The 18,395-nt window shown below is 44.1% G+C and carries 17 protein-coding genes; 10 read left to right on the top strand and 7 right to left on the bottom strand.

Translation table 11 applies throughout. The annotated features are described in order from the left end of the window. Window positions 1–52 precede the first annotated feature (52 nt). The 5 genes from yejB to msrB all read left to right on the top strand — a co-directional run bounded on the left by yejB (window position 53) and on the right by msrB (window position 7,034). Entirely contained in the window at window positions 53–1,123 is a 1,071-nt protein-coding gene (gene yejB, locus ACS8E3_RS08950; RefSeq protein WP_439243372.1) for a microcin C ABC transporter permease YejB, read from the top strand. Further along, window positions 1,123–2,196 (top strand): ABC transporter permease, encoded by a 1,074-nt coding sequence (locus tag ACS8E3_RS08945; RefSeq protein ID WP_439243370.1) that lies wholly within the window; start codon window positions 1,123–1,125, stop codon window positions 2,194–2,196. Before yejB ends, ACS8E3_RS08945 begins: the two co-directional genes overlap by 1 nt. 1 nt (window position 2,197) lies before the next feature. Beyond that, window positions 2,198–3,835 (top strand): ABC transporter ATP-binding protein, encoded by a 1,638-nt coding sequence (locus tag ACS8E3_RS08940; protein WP_439243368.1) that lies wholly within the window; start codon window positions 2,198–2,200, stop codon window positions 3,833–3,835. Between the two features lie 413 nt (window positions 3,836–4,248). Further along, window positions 4,249–5,562, top strand: a complete 1,314-nt coding sequence (locus tag ACS8E3_RS08935; RefSeq protein ID WP_439243366.1) for an iron-containing alcohol dehydrogenase — start codon at window positions 4,249–4,251, stop codon at window positions 5,560–5,562. A 254-nt stretch (window positions 5,563–5,816) separates the two neighbouring features. Next, complete coding sequence (msrB, locus tag ACS8E3_RS08930) at window positions 5,817–7,034, top strand: peptide-methionine (R)-S-oxide reductase MsrB (RefSeq protein WP_439243364.1); 1,218 nt, start codon at window positions 5,817–5,819, stop codon at window positions 7,032–7,034. Window positions 7,035–7,141: 107 nt separating this feature from the next. Here msrB and folE read toward each other — a convergent pair whose 3' ends face one another. Next, window positions 7,142–7,738 (bottom strand): GTP cyclohydrolase I FolE, encoded by a 597-nt coding sequence (gene folE / locus ACS8E3_RS08925; protein ID WP_439243362.1) that lies wholly within the window; start codon window positions 7,736–7,738, stop codon window positions 7,142–7,144. A gap of 262 nt (window positions 7,739–8,000) precedes the next feature. Here folE and ACS8E3_RS08920 point away from each other — a divergent pair, with 262 nt between their 5' ends. Then, complete coding sequence (locus ACS8E3_RS08920; RefSeq protein ID WP_439243360.1) at window positions 8,001–8,810, top strand: enoyl-ACP reductase FabI; 810 nt, start codon at window positions 8,001–8,003, stop codon at window positions 8,808–8,810. Between the two features lie 181 nt (window positions 8,811–8,991). Next, entirely contained in the window at window positions 8,992–9,672 is a 681-nt protein-coding gene (locus ACS8E3_RS08915) for a YoaK family protein (RefSeq protein WP_439243358.1), read from the top strand. A gap of 195 nt (window positions 9,673–9,867) precedes the next feature. On the opposite strand, the gene ACS8E3_RS08910 is transcribed toward ACS8E3_RS08915, so the two are convergent. After that, window positions 9,868–10,029 (bottom strand): hypothetical protein, encoded by a 162-nt coding sequence (locus ACS8E3_RS08910; RefSeq protein WP_198013373.1) that lies wholly within the window; start codon window positions 10,027–10,029, stop codon window positions 9,868–9,870. A gap of 205 nt (window positions 10,030–10,234) precedes the next feature. After that, window positions 10,235–11,413 carry a JmjC domain-containing protein gene (locus ACS8E3_RS08905; RefSeq protein ID WP_439243356.1) on the bottom strand — a complete coding sequence of 393 codons (1,179 nt, stop codon included), beginning with the start codon at window positions 11,411–11,413 and terminating at the stop codon, window positions 10,235–10,237. Window positions 11,414–11,562: 149 nt separating this feature from the next. Here ACS8E3_RS08905 and ACS8E3_RS08900 point away from each other — a divergent pair, with 149 nt between their 5' ends. Then, a complete protein-coding gene (locus ACS8E3_RS08900; RefSeq protein WP_439243354.1) occupies window positions 11,563–11,748 on the top strand; it encodes an NF038104 family lipoprotein in 186 nt (61 codons plus the stop codon). A gap of 7 nt (window positions 11,749–11,755) precedes the next feature. On the opposite strand, the gene ACS8E3_RS08895 is transcribed toward ACS8E3_RS08900, so the two are convergent. The 4 genes from ACS8E3_RS08895 to mnmA all read right to left on the bottom strand — a co-directional run bounded on the left by ACS8E3_RS08895 (window position 11,756) and on the right by mnmA (window position 17,025). Then, window positions 11,756–12,394, bottom strand: coding sequence for a DUF2238 domain-containing protein (locus tag ACS8E3_RS08895; RefSeq protein ID WP_439243352.1), 639 nt, complete (start codon window positions 12,392–12,394; stop codon window positions 11,756–11,758). A 19-nt stretch (window positions 12,395–12,413) separates the two neighbouring features. Beyond that, window positions 12,414–13,805 (bottom strand): adenylosuccinate lyase, encoded by a 1,392-nt coding sequence (gene purB / locus ACS8E3_RS08890; RefSeq protein WP_439243350.1) that lies wholly within the window; start codon window positions 13,803–13,805, stop codon window positions 12,414–12,416. A gap of 146 nt (window positions 13,806–13,951) precedes the next feature. After that, window positions 13,952–15,739, bottom strand: coding sequence for a hypothetical protein (locus ACS8E3_RS08885; RefSeq protein WP_439243348.1), 1,788 nt, complete (start codon window positions 15,737–15,739; stop codon window positions 13,952–13,954). A gap of 80 nt (window positions 15,740–15,819) precedes the next feature. Beyond that, window positions 15,820–17,025, bottom strand: coding sequence for a tRNA 2-thiouridine(34) synthase MnmA (mnmA, locus tag ACS8E3_RS08880; protein WP_439243474.1), 1,206 nt, complete (start codon window positions 17,023–17,025; stop codon window positions 15,820–15,822). A gap of 237 nt (window positions 17,026–17,262) precedes the next feature. On the opposite strand from mnmA, the gene ispF reads away from it, so the two are divergent. After that, entirely contained in the window at window positions 17,263–17,766 is a 504-nt protein-coding gene (ispF, locus tag ACS8E3_RS08875; protein WP_439243471.1) for a 2-C-methyl-D-erythritol 2,4-cyclodiphosphate synthase, read from the top strand. Window positions 17,767–18,020: 254 nt separating this feature from the next. After that, window positions 18,021–18,371: a Grx4 family monothiol glutaredoxin gene (gene grxD, locus ACS8E3_RS08870; protein WP_439243346.1), complete on the top strand. Its 351-nt coding sequence runs from the start codon at window positions 18,021–18,023 to the stop codon at window positions 18,369–18,371. Window positions 18,372–18,395: the final 24 nt, after the last annotated feature.

Raw genomic sequence — 18,395 nt, 5'->3', positions numbered from 1 at the left:
TATATAGCGCGCTGTCTCATCTCACTTTTACTCCGCTTAGGAAGTCATCAATATGGGTCGTTATATCTTAAAAAGACTACTGCTGATATTACCGACCTTATTTCTAATTCTATTAGCCAACTTCGTTATCGTACAAGCCGCTCCTGGCGGCCCTGTCGAGCAGCAACTGGCATTGATTGAACAAGGCGCAAAAGACAATGCGCTTAGTGGTGGCGTGGGCGCGGGTAGCTCTGGTGGCAATACCAGCACCTACCAAGGCACACGTGGACTATCGGAGGAGATGGTAGCGGCTATCAACGAGCAATATGGTTTTGATAAGTCCGCACCTGAGCGCTTTTGGATCATGCTCAAAAGCTATGCTCAGTTAGACTTTGGTGAGTCGTTCTTCAAGGGTCAGACGGTTACTGATCTAATCATCGAGAAGCTTCCCGTTTCTATCTCTTTAGGGCTATGGAGTACGCTACTGATCTATATGATAGCCATACCGCTTGGCGTCTATAAGGCCATGCATCACGGCTCAGCAGTGGACAAAGCGACGGCAATGCTACTAGCGATTGGGCACGCGATACCGGTCTTTGTGTTTGCGGTGATATTACTGGTTTTTTTCGCGGGTGGAAGCTACTGGAATATTTTTCCGCTGCAAGGGCTGACCTCAGAGAATTTCGATCAATTAAGCCTGTTAGGTAAAATCAAAGATTACTTTTGGCATTTGGCTTTGCCGTTACTAGCGAGCACGGTAGGCGGCTTTGCAGGCCTGACCTATTTGACCAAATTTAGCTTTTTAGAAGAATTGGGTAAGCAGTATGTACTCACTGCGCGCGCCAAAGGCTTAGGCGAGCGCCAAGTGCTCTACGGTCACGTTTTTCGCAATGCTATGCTGATTATCATCGCTGGTATTCCCGCCGCTATCGTCGGTATTTTCTTTGCGGGTAACTTTCTCATTGAGATTATCTTTAAGTTAGATGGACTGGGTTTGCTAGGTTTTGAAGCCATTCAGCAGCGTGACTATCCGGTGATATTTGGTACGCTGTTTATCTTTACCTTGCTCGGTCTGCTATTACAACTGATCAGTGATTTAAGCTATCACTTGATTGATCCTCGTATTGATTTTGAGGGTCGCTAATGTCTAATTATTCTACTTCTTCAGCTCCACCTGCTTTAAGCCAAGCTAAAGCTAAACGACTCAATCCGATTTGGCAGGCACGGCTTGAACGTTTCCGCAGTAATCGCTTAGGGCTGATATCTCTTATTATATTTAGCTTGGTATTCGTCATCTGCATGGCGGTCAATGTCATTGCTAATGACAAGCCGCTGCTGGTCAGTTATGACGGTGATTACTATGTGCCCGTACTCAAAGCTTATCCTGAGACCACTTTTGGTGGTATCTTTGAGACCGAGGCCAATTACAAGGATCCTGCGGTGCAAGCGCTGATTGAGGCTAAGGGCTTTTATATTATGCCGCCGATACCCTTTGCCGATCAGACGCCCAATGTGGAGTTGGGTCTGCCGTATCCTGCTGCGCCTAATTCTCAGAACTGGCTAGGGACAGATGACCAAGGCCGCGATGTCTTAACAAGGATACTATACGGTCTACGCGTGTCGTTATTATTTGGCTTGGCTTTGACTTTTGCTGGCGCACTAATAGGCATTATCGTCGGTGCGATCCAAGGGTATTATGGCGGCTGGGTGGATCTAGCAGGTCAGCGCTTTATGGAGGTGTGGGGCGGGATGCCGCAGCTATTTATGATTATCATTTTGGTCAGCCTTTTTAGCCCTAGCATTTATGTGCTGTTTGCATTGATGCTACTATTTGGCTGGATGGGTCTAGTTGGGTTAGTGCGAGCTGAATTTCTGCGCGCGCGTAATTTTGATTATGTACGGGCGGCGCGTAATTTAGGGGTCTCTGATAGCCAGATCATGCGCAAACATATCTTGCCTAATGCTTTAGCCTCCAGCCTTTCGCAGCTGCCGTTTATCTTAACCGCGAATATCATTGCACTGACTGCGCTTGATTTTTTAGGTTACGGATTGCCGCCCGGCTCACCGTCATTAGGGGAGCTGATGGTACAAGGCAAAAACAATCTCGATGCACCGTGGCTTGCGCTATCAGGATTTTTTAGTTTAACCTTTATTTTATCCTTGCTTATCTTTATTGGCGAAGCGTTACGTGATGCCTTTGACCCAAGGCGCAGCTGATATGACTGATAATACTAAGCCAAACTTACCTGTTTTAAGCGTCACAGACCTGACTATCACGGCAGATAACAAGACCATATTAGTCGATAATTTAACCTATCAGTTGCATCAAAGTCAGACGCTCGCTATCGTTGGTGAGTCGGGCTCAGGCAAGTCAATCGCCAGCCTAGCACTGTTAGGATTACTGCCAAATAGCCTAAGCGCCAGTGGCCATGTCTTACTCGATGGAGTAACGCACCTGCCCATTACTAATAACCACAGCAAAGATAAGGCGCAAAATAGAGCGCTCAGATCCATTCGTGGTCAGCGCATTGGCATGATATTCCAAGAGCCGATGACTGCGCTCAATCCGCTACATACTGTCGCCAAGCAAATCGCCGAATCGCTGCGCCTAAACGGCATAGCAAAGTCGAAGTGGAGCGAGCACACCGTCCAGCTGTTAAATGACGTCAATATTACTGATCCTATTGATAAGCTAAACCGCTATCCGCACGAGCTCTCAGGCGGTCAACGCCAGCGGGTGATGATTGCGATGGCATTGGCACAGCAGCCTGATATTCTAATCGCCGATGAACCAACTACCGCGCTCGATGTGACTTTGCAACACGAGATATTAGCGCTATTAAATAGCCTAAAGTCTGAGCATAATATGGCGATGATCTTAATCAGTCATGACCTTAATCTAGTCAAGCGCTACAGCGATGAGATTATCGTTATGCAACAAGGTCAAACAATTGAGCAAGGCAAAACCGCAGCTATTTTTGCCCAGCCAAAAGCGGACTATACCCGCACGCTAATGCAGCAAGACTTTGGGCAAGCCCTAAGACTTGGAGCGGATACGATTAATAATAAAACTCCCGTATTGCAGGTTAATCATCTACAAGTTGATTTTCCGATAGAAAAAAACTTATTTGGCGGCACTAAGCGCTGGTTTGAAGCGGTAAAAGCGGTCGACATGAGCTTACCAGCTGGTCAAGCTTTGGGTATTGTTGGTGAGTCGGGATCTGGTAAGACCACCATTGCATTGGCACTGAGCAAACTGCTGAGTAATCAAGCGCGTGTGCGCGGACAAGTGCTGGTCGATGACCAAGATCTTTTTGCTTTGAGTAGCAGCCAACTCCGCCAGTTTCGCTCGCAGATTCAAATGGTCTTTCAAGACCCCTTTGCTAGTATTAATCCGCGCATGACTGTGATGCAGATTATCGAAGAGGGGTTATTAGTGCAAGGCGTTGCTAAGGCGGCGCGTCAGCAAGCCGTGTTGGAGAGTCTTGAAACAGTGCATCTACCAGCTAATTTTGTCCATCGTTATCCGCATGAGCTATCTGGTGGTCAGCGCCAGCGGGTTGCGTTAGCAAGAGCGCTAGTGATGAGGCCGAAGCTGCTGATATTGGATGAGCCGACCTCCGCGCTCGATAGCACCACACAAGTGACGGTGGTGACGTTATTACGCGAGATCCAAGCTAAATTTAACATCAGCTACGTGTTTATCAGCCATGATTTAAAGGTAGTGCGGGCGTTGTGTCAGCATACTATGGTGCTAAAACAAGGCGTTTGCGTAGAAACAGGGGCGACAGAGAAGTTATTTAACCATCCGCAGCATCCTTATTCTCAGCGCTTGTTACAGGCCAGTGCTTCATAGTATAAGATGCTAACCGTCAATAAAAGTTATTTTGGCTTCCAGAAAGGGCTATTATTCTATAGTCGAATTACTTTGAAAGTGTCATAGCGCTGCTAGGATGAATTTTACGCAGCCTCTGTGATAACAGCACGCAAGTAAAATTTATAACAGTAGCGCGTTCAAAGTTATAACAACTTTATTTTGATCTGACTATAAGCGGATGATCATTTACTTTTTTAATTTACTATTTAGTATCGATTGTTATTTGTTTATGACAACTACCAGAGTATATAAGCAGTCACTACTAAATATTGACTAAAACATGTGAGTTCATAATAATCGCAATATATCTATAATGACAATGGTACAATTCACACAAACAGTCGTTTAGTGTTTGCTTCACTTATCGCCGCATTATTGAAAAGGATATTTCTATGGCCGCTACAAACTCTCCTCTTGCAAAACTCATGAACAACGATAAATTGCAGCATGCCGGCTACTTAGCCGTTGCAAAAACGCGTGCTAAAGCGCTAAAAGTATTCTCGCATCTTATTCCGTTACCAAGACCTTTATTATTTGTCGGTGAAGACGCTTGTGCTGAGCTTTGCGACATGGTTATTAATGAAGGCGGCACTAACGTCTTCATCGTGACCGATGCGGTACTCAATAAGCTTGGTATTCCAGCAAAAGTCACTGACTATTTAGACAAGCACAATATCAGCTACCAGGTTTATGATGGCATCACTCCAGACCCTACTTTTGCCGTAGTAGAAGAAGGGCTAAGCCAAACGGTCAGTGCTAAGTGCGATGCGATAATCGCTATCGGCGGCGGCTCAGTCATTGATGCAGCCAAGATGATCGCAATGTCACAAGGCAATAACTGTAAGCCGCAAAAGCTTATCGGTATCCTTAAGGCAAGAAAGAAAGGAGTGCCGCTGTATTGTATTCCAACGACCGCCGGTACCGGTTCAGAGGCGACGCTTGGCGCAGTAGTATCGGACAATGACACGCATCAAAAAGCGCTATCAATCGATCCTAGAATGATTCCATTAGCGGCGGCTATCGATCCAGTTATTATGAAAGGGATGCCTAAGCACATCACTGCTGATACGGGTATTGACGTTTTGACTCATGCTTTAGAGGCTTGGATGAGTGCTAATGCTAGCGTTGAGACGGACTATTATGCCGCTTCTGCCACCAAAGCGGTGATGCAATATCTGCCAATCGCTTATGAGAACGGTGAGGACTTGCAGGCTCGTGAAGAGATGGGCATAGCCGCGCATTATGGCGGTATCGCCTTTAATAAAGCGGGTTTGGGCTATGTGCATGCCATCGCTCATCAATTAGGCGCGCATTATAGTATTCCTCACGGGCGCGCTAACGCTATCGTTCTGCCTTATGTGTTAGAGGTCAACCGTAAAGGATCAGAGAAAAGATTGGCGAAGCTCGCTAGAAAAACAGGCATCGTTGAGAGTGGTCAAGCGACCAAAACGGATAAGGAGCTGGCCCATTACTTTATCGAGCAAGTCCGTCAGCTAATCGAAACAGTCGGCATTGATCCTACCGTTAAAGGCATGAAAAAGACGGATTACGATGACATCGCCAAAGCTGCCGCCAAGGAAGTCAGCGACACTTATGCAGTGCCCACTTATATGCCACCAGCGGGTATCAAGAAGATCTTACAAAAAATACAAACCATCAGTGAAGATCGGTATAATAGTGACACTCAAAATAAAAAAACTGCTTAATCGCTTCTATAATTGATCTAGTTTAAATCAATGTATTATTAGTATAATTAGAGTCTATCACCGCAAGGTAATAGGCTCTTTTTTATTCAAAACAACTCTTACAAAGCGTTTAATAGACGTTAACTAGAATGATTGACTATTTAGAAACCATAAATAATAAATATATAACAAGAATAGAATGTTTATGTGATGCTTAAGCGTTACTATAGTTTAATAAGGCTATATTATCCAAACAAAACTGTTAGGAGTGTTTTATGAGTTTTCAACGACAAATCAAAGTTATGAGTATGGCGGTATTGGCTAGTAGCGCTCTAGTAGCGGGCTGTGCCTCCACAGAGAGTAGCTCTACCATAAAAAACCCTAGTGCTGATAATCCTTATGCTCCTACAGATCCCAATTTAGCAGTAGCGACGCTAGCGGGTGGTTGTTTTTGGTGTGTAGAAGCAGGCTATGAGAAGATTCCTGGCGTAGTAGAAGTCGTTTCAGGGTATAGTGGTGGCCAGACTGACAACCCAACTTATAGTGATGTGTCAGCGGGCGGCACTGGCCATACTGAGGCCGCTCAGGTCTATTATGACCCTACCAAAATAACTTATAATGGTATCGTACAAGCCTTGTGGCGTATTGCTGACCCTACTGATGATCAAGGCCAGTTTGTCGATAGAGGCACTCAGTATCGTCCGGCAATTTTCTATAACAATGAGCAAGAAAGACAAATAGCAGAAGCAGCTAAAAAAGATCTGCAAGCCTCTGGCGTATACGAAAAACCAGTAGTAATAGAGATCGTACCTGCTACAACCTTTTATCCTGCCGAAGAGTATCATCAAGATTATTATAAAAAGAATCCGCTACGTTATAAGGCTTATACCTTCAACTCGGGACGCTATCAGTTTATTGAGAGTGTCTATGGCAAGGATTATGAGCTAGACTTTAGTCAGTTTAAACCCAAAGACGCCGAGGTTACTATGAATAATACACAGCAAATCACCTCAACAACAGCGGCAAGCCCAGGTTTTAACCCTGCATCATTCGTAAAGCCCAGTAAAGAAGAGCTGAAGCAGTCTTTAAGCGATATCCAATATAAAGTCACGCAAGAAGAGGGGACTGAGCGCGCCTTTAACAATGAATATTGGGACAATAAAGAACCAGGACTATACGTTGATGTGATATCAGGAGAGCCTTTGTACTCTTCTCGCGATCAATTCAAATCTGGTACCGGCTGGCCGAGCTTTACACGTCCGTTGGATCCTGAGATGATCGTTGAAAAAGAAGACAAAGGGTTTTTCTCAACTCGTACCGAGATCCGTAGTCGCTATGCAGATTCACACGTCGGTCATGTATTTAATGATGGTCCTGCGCCAACGGGCAAACGTTACTGTATGAATTCAGCGGCGATGCGCTTTATTCCTTTAGCGGATATGGAAGCAGAAGGGTATGGTAAGTGGATCGATGAAGTAAAAGCAACAAGTTAAGCTTTAAGATTATATTTCAATAATAAAAGGACGCATTTGAGCGTCCTTTTTATTGACTCTAACTTTGTATTTGTCAGCTATTTAATGATTTATAATCGTTTCAAAAATTAAAACGCCGCTCGACGGGTAGGCAGCGCATTTAAAAATTCATTACGCGCTTGATTATCATGCACATATTCGCCAAGCATAGCCGTACTACGAGTCGTAGAGTGCTGCTTACTAACACCGCGCATCATCATACACATATGCGAGGCATCCATCACCACTGCTACCCCGCGGCAGCCAGTCACATCCATGATGGCCTGCGCCACTTGCTCGCTTAAGTTCTCTTGAATTTGCAGGCGACGCGCAAATACATCCACAATCCGAGCAAATTTTGATAGTCCTAAGACTTGGCCATTGGGCAAGTAGCCAATATGCGCAAGACCATGAAAGGGTAGCATATGGTGCTCACACAGAGAATAAAACTCTATATTCTGGACCAACACCAGCTCACGATTACTCGATGGAAATACCGCATCATTGACGATATCGCTTAGGTTTTGATGATAGCCTTGGGTCAGATGAGCAAAAGCTTTTGCCGCCCGCATAGGCGTATCTTGTAAGCCCGGACGTTCTAGGTCTTCACCGGTTGACCCTATCAGTTGACGATAAGATTCGATGGTTTCTTGATAGTTTGATGCTAGAGTTGAGTCATTACTCATAATTTTGACAGCCATCCAAAATGTGGGTATCGCTTAACGCTAAAGCCTTTCGCACCCAAGAGCGTTTATCTTGGACTGCTGAGGGTTTATAAAGAATGTGCAAGCTTGGAAGGGTTGTGATTATACTTGAAATCAGCGCAACTTCATACCGCTGTCAATTACGCTAGTAGTATTTTAGTTTACGACTGTTTACTTAAATTGATTCGTGTATAATAAGAACCCGAAGATTTAGATAATTATAACTGCTTTATAAGGACCTATTATGTTACTTCAAGGCCAACGTTTTGTCGTTACTGGTATCGCCAGCAAACTCTCTATTGCTTGGGCTATCGCTGAGGCATTACACCGTGAAGGTGCCTCATTAATTCTGACTTACCCTAATGACAAAATCAAAAAACGCGTCGATATGGCTGCTGAGAAGTTTGAAGCAGACTTAGTCCTTGAATGTGATGTCGCCTCTGATGCTTCTATCGCTGCTTGCTTTGAGCAAGTGACAGCGCATTGGGGTGATGGTATCGATGGGGTGGTTCATGCTATCGGCTTTGCCCCTATGGAGCAATTAGACGGCGATTTTGTCAGCGCCACCACCCGCGAGGGCAGCCATATCGCTCATGACATCTCAAGCTATAGCTTTGTCGCTTTAGCCAAAGCGGCCCGCGAATTATTAGCGATGCGTCACGGCTCTATGCTGACACTAACCTATGAAGGCAGCATCTCAGTACTACCTAACTACAATGTCATGGGCATGGCAAAAGCAAGCTTAGAGGCTAGCGTACGCTATCTAGCAACCTCTATGGGCGGAGAAGGTATCCGGGTCAATGCCATCTCAGCAGGCCCTATCCGCACCCTTGCTGCTAGTGGTATCAAGTCCTTTCGTAAGATGCTTGATATCAGCGAAAAAATAGCGCCTTTGCAGCGCAATATTAATCAGATGGAAGTCGGTAACGCCGCGCTATTTTTATTATCACCTTGGGCATCTGGTATCACCGGTGAGATTATGTTCGTTGATGCCGGCTTCAATACCGTTGCGATCAGCGAGCAGCTGATGATGCTGGATGAGACGGATAAATAACGTAGATTACTATCAGTCCTAAAGGTACTATCAATCCTAAAAGATAGCTTTAAATGGTTGTTTCTAAAAAGCTATCATAATGCTTGTTATCTAATATTAAGGCGGCTGCCTAGCTGCCTTTTTTTATGAGCGATGTTTAGTGTATGATGAGCTGTTTTTAAACAGTGCGTAGGCGAGAGCTATGATAACCAAACTACCGAAATGGATACTCTGGGGCGGGGCGGTGCTAGCGTTCAGTGCTGGCAGCGTCAACAGTGTGGCGCTTATGGGTTTTACCAATTTATCCGTATCGCATGTGACGGGTAATGTAAGTTTATTCTCGGCCGCCATCGCTCATTTTGATGGTCCTAGTGTATTGTTCATTGGCGCATCTTTAATCGCTTTTTTGATAGGCGCGGTATTAAGCGGCTTTATCATCGGACAAAACTCTTTAAAATTAGGCCGACGTTACGGACGCGCGCTATATTTAGAAGCGCTCCTGTTAATAGCGAGCTACTGGCTCTATCAGCAGCATGCTTATCTAGGTCAGCTCACTGCAGCGATGGCTTGCGGATTACAAAATGCCATGGTAGCGACTTATAGTGGCGCGGTGATTCGTACGACGCATTTAACAGGACTGACTTCAGATATGGGTGCTGCTATTGGTAATTGGCTAGCAGGACGCGCTATTAGTAAGCCCACTTTAGGCTTTCAAGCCATTATTTGGTACTGCTTTTGTGGCGGCGGCGTAGTAGGGGCTTTTTTATTTGCTAAAGTCGACTATGCTGCTTTTATCGTTCCTGTCGTTATCGTGTTAGCAGCGGCATTTTTATATAACCAAACTTTGGACCGGCTACCTGAGAGACGTCCGCCTGCTTTATAAAGTCCATCACACTGCTATAGAGCATACAACAAAGTATCTATCCATTGAAAAGCGCTTATCGTTAATGATAAGCGCTCCTTAATTTCGATTACTTATTAGCTATACTAGTTAGCTATAAAAGTCTATATATCACTATTGCTCTAAAAAAGGCTAAATGATAAGTGTTATCAACGACTTGTCTGCCTTTTGTCTGCTTTATTCATTCTCGTCTTCATGATCTTCATGCTCATGCATACCTTGCATCATATCGAGAGCTGAATCGTCAGTACGCTGTTGATCTTTTTCAGAAAGACCGTCTTGATTAATATCATTAGGTGCCATCTTGGTAGTTGCATCAGTTTTATCGCGATTTGACATGAGGTACTCCTAGTGGATGTTGTTTCATATTCATAAGTATACCCAATAAGTATGATTGAAGCCTAAAGACATGTACACGGTATAACTGCATAACTTTAGTGTCTGAGTGTAACATATCTCTCTAATCCGCTGGAACTGTAACTCATTCAATAGATTTACTTTAGCAAATACTTAGGTCCTTTAGTCATACAAGTAGTAGTCATATTCAAAACTTATCAGCAACATTTACCCACACCCAGCCGTTTTCTAGCCATTCCATTAAGTCATCAGGCTCAATGTCTGCGACATCATCTATTTGCAGAGCCTCACCATCTGCCAAACGCTGCAGTGTTTGTTTTGCAATAGTATCAAGACCATCAAGGCGTTGACCGTTGGCGTATAAGCTTAATCCATCGGCGCTTTTATGATAGAGCAGCCGATTACTATAATCAGCTTGTAGGGTCGCGCCATCCGCTAGGGCTTGCATCAGCTCATCAGTATCTAACGTCTCTTCTGGAACGAGCGCATCATATTGGCGCTTGCTGACGACCTCGCTTACCGCTTGACCAATGATATTATCGCCGTGCGCGGATTGTAGCATTTTTAATAACTGGATTTTTATCGCTTTAATACTCTCCGCTTGTAGTTCGCCAGAGGGTTGCTGCGCTTGTGGTAGTAGCATTGGGATAAATAAATTGCTATCACTGGTGGCGATATCAGCTAGACTATCAATAATTTGCATTAAGTTTGGACGACGGCAGCCGAAAGAAAAAGTTAGGCAATCCTCTTGGGCCACGCCGAAATGCGAGAGCTTGGGCGGTACGTATAAGACATCTCCTGCTTGTAGCACCTCATCAAAGATAATATCGCCCATGTCATCAAACAGCCTTATCGGTTCATCAGCAACAAACTCCGTATCCTTATCACAGTATTTTCCCAGCTGCCAACGGCGAGACCCGTAGCCTTGCGCTAAAAACACATCATAATCGTCATAGTGTTTGCCGACAGAGCCGCCTTTGGGCGCGTAAGAGACCATGATGTCATCACGTTGCCACTGAGGTATAAAGTCAAACGCTTGCCATAACTGTCCAAGCTCAGGCGACCACTGTTCCATATTCTGAACGAGTACGGTCCACTGTGCTGGCAGGTTGTCAAAATCAGCTTCGCTTAAGGGGCTTTTTTTAAGCTGCCACTGCGGCTTATCTGCTGGCTTAGTTGCCGCTTGGGTCAGCAGCCGCGCCGAAGCGTCTTCTTCTAACGCTAGGCCGAGCATATCGTCAGGCTCAAACATATCGATCAGTTGCGGCAGACCTTGCTTAATAAGTAACGGCTTTTTTTGCCAGTATTCGCTCAAGAACTGCTCAGGCGTGATAGTGTCGGGTAAACAAGGGGGAATAAAAGTCATAGCTAGTCCATATCTAAAATAGGGATAAGATTAATAATGAGGATGGGTTTATAGAAGGGGTTTTATAGTTTATGATTATCGCCTAGCTGAACGCTCATACTGATGTTATCAACGCTTTTAATAAAAGCTTTTCAACTCATAGGAATGTTATGAAAAAACTGCATTTTATCGTTATTATCGCAAGCATGTTTGTCCTACAAGCTTGTGTACACAAAATTGTTACTGTACCGGCTAAAGTCGCTTATAAAACTACCAAAGGGGTTGTTAAAGGTACAGTCGCTGTCGGCAAAGCCATCATACCAGGCGATAGTGATGATGATAAAAAAGACGATTAATTCGCGCTTATTTAGCCATTATTTGCGAATGTCGAGCATTTAGGACAAAACCTCCTGCCGCTATGAGCCCGCCGAAGAGTGCCAAAGCCATATCTTTATGGGCGTCCCACATATCGCCTTGTTGACCGTTGTAGGCTTCGGCCGCTTCGGGTGACATCGTCATCGCAAGGCTCCATTCAAACAACTCGTAAAGTAAGCTAGTGGACATGTTAAGCATTAGGGTGATGGCAATCAGTGCTTTTACTGATTTAATTTTAAAAATATGTTCCAAACTTTCATACATCGCCGCAAATAATAGCAGCCCATAGCTAAAATGTACAAGTCTGTCATACATATTGCGCTGCCAGCCAAATATATCGCTTACCTTAACGCCAATTAATCCCTGCGTCCACTCATCATAAGGCACGTACGAATATAGATAACGCGCCCCAATAATATGAATGATTAAAAACATCATGGCTTGTACATAAGCGCTGTTACTAAGATGCCAGTGACGATACAAAAAGAGCATCACAGCCATAAACAGCAAAGTACCGGCTTGGTGGAGTAGGTAACTCGACCAAGCCAGGGGCTCAATACTCGCTAGCACTATGGTAATCAATACTAGAACAGTGCTAGCCAGTATGGCCTTTGGCAGTAAAATCATGACTAAATTAAATCATAAACTACAGCTTGGCAATCCAGTCATTGATAGACCGTGCTTGTTCTGCAGCATTACCGGTATAAGTGGCAGGCGTTAGGTTACGTAAGCGCTCTTTATCGGCGTCACTAACGGCAGACAGCTCATCGCTCTCTACAAAGGTGAGCATCGCTTCACGTGTCATCGCATTACCACGAGTTAAGGCTTTTAATTTTTCATAAGGGTTCTCAACACGATAGCGGCGCATCACGGTTTGAATGGGCTCTGCTAATACTTCTTGTGCTTGCTCAAGATCATCATTTAAACGCTGAGGATTGACTTCTAATTTCCCTACACCCTTTAGGCAAGCATCATAAGCAATCATACTTTGCGCAAGGCCGACACCGATATTACGTAGTACTGTAGAATCTGATAAATCGCGCTGCATACGCGAGATAGGTAGCTTCTCACCTAAGTGGGCAAGCATGGCATTAGCGACGCCCAAGTTGCCTTCTGAGTTTTCAAAGTCGATAGGGTTGACTTTATGCGGCATAGTGGATGAGCCCACTTCACCGTCTTTTAGACGCTGCTTAAAATAGCCTAAGCTAATGTACTGCCAGATATCGCGGTTAAAATCGATTAAGATAGTATTGAAGCGTTTAACCACGTCGAACAGCTCAGCAATATAATCATGCGGCTCAATCTGCGTGGTATAAGGGTTAAAGCTTAGCTCTAAGCGCTGATCGATAAACTGCTCAGCATGCGTCTGCCAGTCTACATTAGGATAGGCTGAGAAGTGCGCGTTGTAGTTGCCAACTGCGCCATTAATTTTACCCAATAGTTCGACTTGACCGACTTGTTTGATTTGACGCGCTAAGCGGTAAGCCACGTTTGCCACCTCTTTACCGAGGGTCGTTGGGCTGGCAGTTTGACCATGGGTGCGTGACAACATTGGCTGGTCAGCATGAGTAACCGCTAAATCAACGATGCTATCGGTGACTTGCTGCATTTTGGCAACTACCAGCTCGCGACTATCTTTCAGCATCAATGCATACGATAGGTTATTGATATCTTCACTGGTGCAGGCAAAGTGGATGAATTCTAAGCTGTTTTCTAGTTGTTGATTACCGCGGAACTTATCTTTAATAAAGTACTCAACCGCTTTAACATCATGATTGGTCGTCGCTTCGATATCTTTGATTGCTTGCGCGTCGTCTTCACTAAAATTATCAACAATACTGTTTAAAAAATCATTAGTCTCATCATCAAATGCGACCAGCTCACCGATAGCTTGATTGTCTGCCAAAGACTGTAACCAACGAATCTCAACGGTGACGCGGGCTTTTATTAGTCCAAACTCTGATAGATAGGGGCGTAAGCTATCGGCCTTTGACGCGTAGCGACCATCGATAGGGGAGAGTGCGGTAAGTGGAGTCATAGTCATGCCTCAAATAGTTATGAAATTAAAAACTGCAAAAGTTATAGCCATTGAAAATCGCTACATAAGTGAGTGGTTAAATTTGATGCGCGTAATATAGCAGAAATACAGATTTAATAAAGGAATCTATTGATGTCAGCCTTTAATTAGGGCGTCGTGGTCGTACCGTATTTAGTATTAAAATAAAAGTTACGTTGGCTTTTTGCGTCTAAGGCTAAAGGTACGGTTTTAACAGTGCCATTTTCACCGACATTTAAGCCGTCATTAAAATCGCCTGATGTACGTGCTGGATTGGCCAGTACCGAAGTGACAGTCGCATTGTTGATACCAGCTTTTTGTAGAACATCTTGCATTACAAAGTCAGTGATTGGCAAATTGGCGCGGTTGGTCGCAGTGATTCTATAAGCGATACATTGTCCAGGATCTACACCTTCCAACTCCTTTTTACTATAACTGAGATTATTTTGCGAGGAAGGCATCAATGTTGAGATAGTACAATCATTAACGGCTTGTTCTTTTAAAAGAACCAAGGCTTTATTGGCTGCTATAATTCTGCCAAAGTTGATATCTTCATAAAGGTACTGATTAGTATTAAATGAAATAGGTTGTTTAGCGATGGTAGTACGGATAGGATAGTTGCTATTGTCATTCTCGATGATACAGATAGAATTGCTATTATTAATCGTTCTGATTGGGACTATAAAGTTATACTTACCATTCGCTGCCGTCACCGTTTGATTGGCAATAATATTGGGTGTGGAACTGTTACAGTTACTTGCCAAGCTAACTGTACTACCGGCGATACCTGACTCATTGCTATCAAAAATACCGTTAAAATACTGCTCGTTATTATAGACACCGCCTATTGTATCGGGATTGTCTTTTGCAAATTGATCATTTATATTTCCGTTGTCGTTATATACCGATCCGGAAAACTTATAATTGACTAGTTCGCTCTCGACCCCGAAACTGATCCATTCGTTAAATGTCTCACCGATAGTCTCCCCTGGGATAGCGTTGCTACCCTTCATGATGCCTTCGTAGGTCAGCTCAACAGAACTGGTATTTTCAACCGCTACCACATAACTACTATCAGCATTGGCAATACCATAACTGATATATTGTACGTTTCGAGTATTGCTGCTACTGGCACCGACGGATAGTGGAGAAAAGGTATTTTGATTGTTAGGATTAGTTGAGGTTGATTTTAGGATGTTAGTAAAGGTTGCAGGGCTAGGCAAAAAGCCATTGGCGTTGTTTCTGATACTAACTTGACCACTATTATTAGTGCTAGGTCTAAATCTGTTATTGCCTAGATTAGTACCGTTGAGGAAATCTAAGCGATAAAAATATAACTCACTATTACTATTTGCACGTAGTTGTGGTGAAGGCAGGGTGTTAGGGTCATTATAAACAAAGCTGTCAGAAGTAGAGGTTTCTCTTCTACCCATGAAGTAGTCGCCCATCGCTTGGTAATAAAAAGGAACACTTGCGTTTTCTTTGACGTAAACACGACTAGGAGCGTCAATAGCAGAGCTTGGCGTATAGCTAAGCGTATGACGCGCAACCTCCGAGTTACCTCCTGTGGTATAGCTTGCTTGACCAATCTTTATAGTATGAATAGCAGTATTATCATCAGGAGTAATCGCAAAGGTATAAGTAAAGCTATCATTCGCGATATTAGTATCGGCCTCATTTTTGATCTCAACGCCGTTATTACCAACGGCAAAGGTTCTACCACTATAACCTATACTAACGCCTGCTGAGATAGTATAGGTACCTTTAGCGCCTGTTAGGGTAGTATAACGACCAGAGACGACGCTTCCAGCTTTCGGGGTTGCATCACGAGTAAACGTACCAAAACCCGTTGGCGATGGCGCTGCATAGGTTTGACAAGAAGCAATAGCTACAGCAAATGCAATAGGGTATTTCATAGTCTCATTTGAAATCTTTTTAGAAGAAATAATAGATGAAAAACGATAACTCATGAAATATCCTAAGGCAACAAAATTATTTATGAGTCAGACGTTATTGAGCGCGGCGCATTGATAGACTCAATAACCCCGCCGCCTAAGCACACTTCATCGATATAAAACACGGCCGATTGACCAGGAGTTACGGCGCGCTGCGGCTCATCAAAGACGACTTTTACTTGCAGACCTTGCTCATCGATAGCAAACACACGGCACGCTTGATCAGGCTGACGATAGCGTGACTTTGCCATACAGCTTAAGCCTTCACTAGTAAAAACAGCTTTGGGCGCAAGACCATCGACCCAGTCCATTTTATAAGCTTGTAATTCAGTACTCATGAGCATCGGATGCTCGTGACCTTGGCCAACGATTAGCTGGTTATTATCTAAGTCTTTGGCGAGCACAAACCAAGGCTCCTCAGGACGATCTTTTACGCCGCCGATACCGATACCGCCGCGCTGTCCTAAGGTGTAGTACATTAGCCCATCATGCTGACCGATAACATGACCATCATCAGTGACGATCTCGCCTTTTTGTGCCGGCAAGTATTGCTGCAAAAAGTCTTTAAAACGACGCTCACCGATGAAGCAGATACCCGTTGAGTCTTTTTTCTTTGCGGTCGCTAAATCATGCTCTTCGGCGATGCGACGTACGACTGGTTTTTTAAGCTCGCCAACAGGAAATAAAGTCTTAGCGATTTTGTCACCGCCAACCGCATGCAAGAAGTAACTTTGATCTTTATTATTATCAAGACCACGTAATAGCTGCGCCACTTCTACGTCGTTATCATTGGTATAGTTGACGCTGCGACGTGTATAGTGGCCAGTGGCGATATAGTCAGCGCCTAAGGTTAATGCATAGTCCAAAAAGGCTTTGAATTTAATCTCTTTATTACATAAGATGTCAGGGTTGGGGGTACGACCCGCTTGATACTCTGCTAAGAAATGCTCGAAAACTCTGTCCCAGTATTCCATCGCAAAGTTGGCGGTATGCAGCTTCATACCGATTTTGTCACAGACTGCTTGCGCGTCCGCCAGATCGTCCATAGCAGTGCAATACTCGGTGCCATCGTCCTCTTCCCAGTTTTTCATAAACAGACCTTCGACCATAAACCCTGCTTGCTGTAAGAGAACGGCTGATACTGACGAATCGACACCGCCTGACATACCTACAATCACTCGCACCTGACTTGGGTTTGGAATGTCAGCAAGGTTTAAAGCGCGATGGGCGTGAATAAGCTCGAGCATGGCGGTAGAAGTATTTTGCATAGTTGACGTAACGGGCATAAAAAGAGCGCTCAACAATTTGTGATAATATAGGCGTCATATTATACCAGTTAATTCAAATCAGTGGCGTGTCTTGCCCTTTAAACGCTCGAAAACTCAGTTGATTAACTCAATAGCTGTTTTTTAGATTTTGAATATTTTGACTTGCTATATAACGAAGCGCATTTTTAAATAATAAATTCATTTTGGAAAATTGGAATAATAATTATGATAAAAATAGGTCAAGGTATCGATGTGCATGCTTTTCATAATAATGGTGAACAGCAGCAATACGTGATACTAGCGGGTGTACCGATTGAACACACCCATAGCTTGCTGGCGCATTCGGACGGCGATGTGGTGCTGCACGCACTCGCAGATGCTCTGCTTGGCGCTCTGGCGATGGGTGATATCGGTCAGCATTTCCCTGATACCGATAGCGCGCATGCTGGGCTTGATTCTCGAGTGTTACTGCGTTATGTGTATGGCAAAATAATCGATGCTGGTTACAAGATTGGTAATGCTGATATTACCGTGATGTGTGAGCGCCCCAAGCTTGCGCCGTATAATGAAGCGATGCGGACTAATATCGCAAGCGATCTGCAAACTGATATTGGCAATATCAGTGTCAAAGCCACGACCACTGAAAAGCTAGGATTTGCCGGTCGCCAAGAGGGCATCATGGCAAGTGCCGTAGTCCTTTTAATGACTGATAAGTCCTAAAGGCTAGTTTTTAAGAATAGTTATTAATAATAAATTTTTAAAATAAGGCTTATAAACAAGCTCAATGCTCTATTTGAGAAAAAAGCTGTCTTTTAAATATTCAGTTAAGTAATCAGTTAAGCATCCGATGCCTAACCAAAAATAATCTACAAAAATAAATTGCAGTCAAACGGCTTGCAATAAAGTTATCTCTACCCCATGTAGCACATAACGCTAAGCAATATCTTTAATAACCGCCGTTAATAGGAGCTTTTATGAGCGAGCAAACCCCAAATACCGCTGCCAACGATGTCGAACAATTGATTCGTGATCAAATTAAAGACAACAAAGTATTGATCTACATGAAAGGCACACCGCAGTTTCCGCAATGCGGCTTTTCAGCGCGTTCTATCGAAGTATTAACCCAAATCGGTCGTCCGTTTGCCTTTGTTAATATCTTAGAAAATCCAGAGATTCGCGCGACCTTGCCAAAAGTGGCTAATTGGCCGACTTTCCCGCAGTTATGGATCGATGGTGAGCTTATGGGCGGCTCAGATATTATCTTGCAGATGTATCAATCAGGCGAGCTTAAGCCGTTAGTTGAAGCCAATAGCCCGGCGGCCTAGTTATCAACAAGATTGTATGGATAC

The organism is Psychrobacter sp. 2Y5 (genome assembly GCF_051847375.1).
Lineage (GTDB): Bacteria > Pseudomonadota > Gammaproteobacteria > Pseudomonadales > Moraxellaceae > Psychrobacter.
Note: the sequence above shows the minus strand (reverse complement) of the source record. Positions and strands in the feature narration are given on the sequence as shown.